We start from the raw sequence: 5,040 nt of genomic DNA, 5'->3' as shown, positions 1-5,040 counted from the left end.
CTGTCAATTGGTCCAACTTTTTGTCCGCGTCCCCCTGTACAGGAAGGTTTTGACCTGCCCCAACGGGGAAGGATGGCGCGGATGCGGCAGAAAGGGGTGCAGTTCTGCGCGATCTTATCGCGGTTGTACGGTTTTTCATGACTTCTGACTGGATGATTGCTAAACATCACAACCAGCCTGCGGCTGGGGACATGCTGTATCTGTTTACAGTTTTCCCTCCGGCTCAAGCCCAGATATCATTCCTTAATCCGCCCACAAAAAATCTCCGCATTTCTGCGGAGATTTTCACGTTCAATTATTTCTTGATTGGCGGATAGGTTTCCATACGCGGAGCGCTGTAGCGGAGCTTTGGAGAAACGATGAAGTAAATCAGGAGACCCATAGCTGTTACGAAGGCGCCTTCCAGAATGACAGACCAGCCGCAGCCGTATACTGCGTATACGCTGTAGATGCCGCCGACGATAGCTGCCATGTTGGCAAGTTTTGCTTTGTCATGCGGAATCATTTCTACCTTCTGGAGATCAGCGACAGCTGCCATAGCCAGGAGGTAAGGAATCAGGTTGATCATGACAGCCAAGTTGATGAGTACGTTGAACTGCTTAAGCAGGGTCGGGCTCATGGTGGAGAGAGTCATGACGATCTGGATAGCTACCAGAGTACCGATAGCTGCATATGGAGAACGGAAACGGTTTACAGTGGAAAAGAACTTCGGGAAGAGTCCGATGGAGGAAGCTTCTCTAGCTACTTCAGAAACGGTGAACTGCCAAGCGGTCAGGGATACGAAGCAGGAGCAGACGAGCATGCAGGAAACGATGTAGCCTGCGGTTGGTCCGAACATGGTAGCGTATGCAAGACCGAAAGGAGCATTGGCATTCATCAGTTCAGTGTAAGGAACGAGGCCGCCGATGATAGCGGTGGAAGTGGTGTAGCAAGCGCCTGCGAGCAGTGTGCCTGCAAGAACAGCGATCGGAACATTCTTTTCCGGATTTTCAACAGTGTCGGAGTTAGCGCATGCAGTTTCAAGACCAAGGAAAGCCCAGAGAATGACTGCGATGGATTGCTTCATTGTTTCGTAGAAAGGAAGATCTCCCGGGTTCCAAGCCTGTACATAGACGTCAGGGCTGAAGAAGAATGCACCTGCGAAAAGCAGGCCGATGACCGGGGTTACGACGCACATAACGCCCAGGGTGGAGAACTTGCCGAAATTCTTAGGTCCTACGAGGCTGATCGTAGCAGCGGCCAGAAGGACGCCGATTGTAGCCAGGCAGACTTCAACCGGATCAAGGTTGAAACCGAAAACATAAGAACCGTAGCTGACAACGCCGCTTGCAATAGCAACGTTGGCGATGATCAGAGAAATCGTGTAGCAGAAGTTGGAGAGGAAATTGCCGGCTCTCCCGAAGCGGTATTCTGCGTAACCGCCCATGCCTCCTACCTTTTTCGTGTACATCCCGCACTTAGAGAAAGCGTAAGCGAGAAAAGTTGCACCGATGGAGGCAAGAATCCATGCGAAAATAGAGACCGTCCCGATTTCAGCCAGCGTAGCTGGAAGAAGAATAATACCGGAACCCATCATGTTGATGGCAGTGACTGTCGTTAACTGGACGACTCCCATTTTTTTGCTCTTAGACAAGGTTGTTCCCTTCTTTCTTTTGTTGCTTCCATAATCAGAGGGAATCCTCTGACAGGGGGAAAAGTTGTCCCGGAATGAACCGGATGATGCTGTCGTGAAATCATCAAGGCATGCATGAACCCCATTTGCTTTCATTATGGTGAAAGAAACAGGGTGAAAAAGAAAACCATCTGACGCAGACCGCCAGGCGCTGCTCTACTGCACTTCTGCAGGGCGCGGTGAATTTTTATTTACTGAAATATACCACAGATGAAGGGGTATGACAAGACCTTTTTTAAAACTTTTTTGTAAAGTTTTTGAACACAAAGTACCACGGACTTTTGAGAACTTTGAAGGAAAAACGAGGAAAACGGAAGAAAACGCTAGCCATCACGGATTGGCATGGATTGGCATTATAGATCAATATGTATCCATTTTTACGACATAGAAATGCAGAAAATCTCAGAATGCCCATTTTATGGCGCATTTCAGCTTTTGACCTCAAATTTCATAGTATCTATATGTAAATAATTATGCAATGTACAAAATAAAAATACACAATGTTGTATACTGCCTAAAATCCATTTGGCCCCTCAGCGCCTGAAAACGCCTAAAATGCCCCCAAATAACCCCACAGAGCAAAATTTCAAATTTTAAATGAGAAAAAAGAAGATAAAATGAGAATAAAAGTTTTTTTGCTATCGTAGGTAAAGAATTATTTTATATAAGAATTTCCTAGTCTGCCTCGAAGAAATCCCCACTTTTTACAGAGAGAAAAATCGGAAGAAAACAGGAAATCAATAAAATGAAAAACGAAGAAAAACGCACGCCATCATCCTCTATCCATATCTATCCCGGAAATTTACAGGAAATTCAGGAAATTTAAGGGTACTCACCGACCCGAAATTGACCGCAGCCAACCCCAGATCCCCGCCAGTCCCATAGAATCAGCCAAAAAAGAAGCAAAAGGGAGGAGAGAGGCAGCCTTGGGTTAAGGGTGTTTGACCTTGCCTCGTAGAGGAAGGTGTCGCCGAAGGCGACGGATGAAGTTCATTTCCCACGAGCGCAGCTCGGTTGTTTGGCTTAAACTTGCCTTCCCAGACGGGGAAGGGAGTATGGGATGGGGTACGAAAGGTCCGAAACAAATCAGAGCTGAGCTTTTTCTTTTATTCCGCGTGAAGCTGTCCTCGTCAGGGGAAAGTGGCGCGCATGCGCCGAAAGGGGTTCATTTTCTAAAAGAGTTGGATCGGGTTGATTTCTTTCAAGGTGCAGCGCGGTCGTATTATTTTCTTTCTCCATCCCATAAATTCCCAAACGATCAGGATACCATTTAAAATTGAAAGAGCATTTTTAGCAAGCACTGTCCCTTCCAAATTTCCATCCTTCTCTATAATGTACTAATTATATTAATAATATATATCTTTATATATAAAGAATCTCAAAGACTTTTGAAACCTTTCCGCGATATTTCCCGATTTCCATTGACATGACTTTTTATTCTGCTATATACTATGAAATATGCCCTTACGCAGGGCGTCTTGTTTGTGTTTAAGAAATACTTAAGAAAAGAGGCAAATTGTCATGGCAGAAATGCAGAAGACCCTGATTACCAAAGAAGGCCTTGAAAAGATGCAGAAGGAGCTGGAAGACCTTCGCACCACGAAACGTGCGGAAGTAGCCCAGCGTTTGAAGGAAGCCATTGCAATGGGCGACCTTTCGGAAAACTCCGAATATGATGAAGCAAAGAATGCCCAGGCATTCCTGGAAGGCCGTATCGTTCAGTTGGAACAGCAGATCCGTACCGCTCAGATCATCGTCAAAGGCAAAAAGAACCGCATTGTCGTTGGTTCTACCGTTACCATCGAAGATATGGAAGAACACGTAAAAGAAACCGTTACCATTGTCGGCAGCGCTGAATCCAACCCATTCGAAGGCCGCATCTCCAATGAATCCCCGGTAGGCCGTGCCCTCGTAGGCGCTAAAGCTGGAGACATCGTTGAAGCAGACGCTCCGAACAGCGTAATCAAGTACAAAGTCATCAGCATCGACGACTAAGATCCTGATGAAGAAATACACTAGTTGAAAGGAATTTCTAATGGCAGAGAATAATCAGAACAAGAACGTACAGACCGGCGGCCCGAAGCTGAATGACCAGATGATCGTTCGCCGTGAGAAGCTGGACAAGATTCGTGCTCTTGGCGTTGAACCATACGGTGAAAAGTTTGAATGGGACCACCATGCAGCTGATATCCGTGCAAACGCAGAAGAACTTGAAAAGAATGAAACCACGGTCCGCATCGCCGGCCGCATCATGATCCGCCGCGGCGCAGGCAAGGCAGCATTCGCAGTCCTCCGCGACCAGACAGGCGACATCCAGTTATACTTCAGAAAAGACGTCCTCTCCGAAAAGGAATGGGACCTCTGGAAGCTCGTCGACATGGGCGATATCCTTGGCATCGAAGGCGTCGTATTCACCACACATACCGGTGAACTCACCGTCCGCGTACACCACTTCACCATGCTGTCCAAATCCCTCCGTCCGCTGCCGGAAAAATGGCACGGCCTGACTGACAAGGAACAGCGTTATCGCCAGAGATACCTCGACCTCATGGTCAATCCTGAAGTCCGCACCACATTCGTCAAGAGAGCAGCCATGATGGCAGCTATCCGCAAATGGTACACCGACCACGGATTCCTCGAAGTCGAAACCCCGGTTCTCCAGCCACTCTATGGCGGCGCAAACGCAAAGCCATTCACCACTCATTTCAATGCACTCGACATGACCATGTACCTTCGCATTGCACCGGAACTCTACCTGAAGAGACTCCTCGTGGGCGGCTATGAAAGAATTTTCGAAATCACCAGAAACTTCAGAAACGAAGGCATGGATACCCGTCACAACCCGGAATTCACAGCCATCGAAACATACCAGGCATACGGCGACATCGAAGACGTCATTAAACAGACAGAAGAAATCGTCGAAGCCTGCGCACTCGCATCCTACGGCACAACCAAATTCACCTATGAAGGCACCGAAATCGACGTCAAAGGCCCGTGGCCAAGACTCACCATGGCTGGCGCTGTCAAGAAATACACAGGTGAAGACTTCGATGCATGCGAAACCATCGAAGACGCTCGCAAGATTGCTGACAAACTCCATGTAGAATACGGCGAATTCGACGGATTCGGCAAGATCCTCTCCGCTTGCTTCGATGAATACGTAGAAGCAAAACTGATCCAGCCAGTTCACATTACTGAACACCCGATCGAAGTATCCCCGCTTTCCAAACTCGATCCGAAGGACCCGAGATACACCATCCGCTTCGAATCCTATATCTACGGCCGCGAACTCGCAAACGGCTTCTCCGAATTAAACGACCCGATCGATCAGAGAAAACGTTTCGAAATGCAGGTAGAAGAAAGAGCAC

4 protein-coding genes are annotated in these 5,040 nt (G+C 47.8%); 3 read left to right on the top strand and 1 reads right to left on the bottom strand.

From position 1 onward, the window contains the following. Window positions 1–295: 295 nt before the first annotated feature. The gene (gene potE / locus M3200_RS07395; protein WP_022382897.1) at window positions 296–1,633 is read right to left on the bottom strand and encodes a putrescine-ornithine antiporter; all 1,338 of its coding nucleotides are present in this window, start codon (window positions 1,631–1,633) and stop codon (window positions 296–298) included. A 1,022-nt stretch (window positions 1,634–2,655) separates the two neighbouring features. Here potE and M3200_RS07390 point away from each other — a divergent pair. From M3200_RS07390 to lysS, 3 genes are all read left to right on the top strand, one after another. Then, window positions 2,656–2,946, top strand: coding sequence for a hypothetical protein (locus M3200_RS07390; RefSeq protein ID WP_288178219.1), 291 nt, complete (start codon window positions 2,656–2,658; stop codon window positions 2,944–2,946). A gap of 247 nt (window positions 2,947–3,193) precedes the next feature. After that, window positions 3,194–3,667 (top strand): transcription elongation factor GreA, encoded by a 474-nt coding sequence (gene greA, locus M3200_RS07385; protein ID WP_022382896.1) that lies wholly within the window; start codon window positions 3,194–3,196, stop codon window positions 3,665–3,667. A 40-nt stretch (window positions 3,668–3,707) separates the two neighbouring features. Then, on the top strand, window positions 3,708–5,040 hold a 1,333-nt coding region (lysS, locus tag M3200_RS07380), incomplete at its 3' end, for a lysine--tRNA ligase (RefSeq protein WP_288178218.1).

Origin of the sequence: Dialister sp. CAG:357 (assembly GCF_000435155.1) — a bacterium.
In the GTDB taxonomy this organism is placed as follows: Bacteria; Bacillota; Negativicutes; order Veillonellales; family Dialisteraceae; genus Dialister; species Dialister hominis.
The sequence above is the reverse complement of the archived record's forward strand: the minus strand, read 5'-3'. Positions and strand labels throughout refer to the sequence as shown.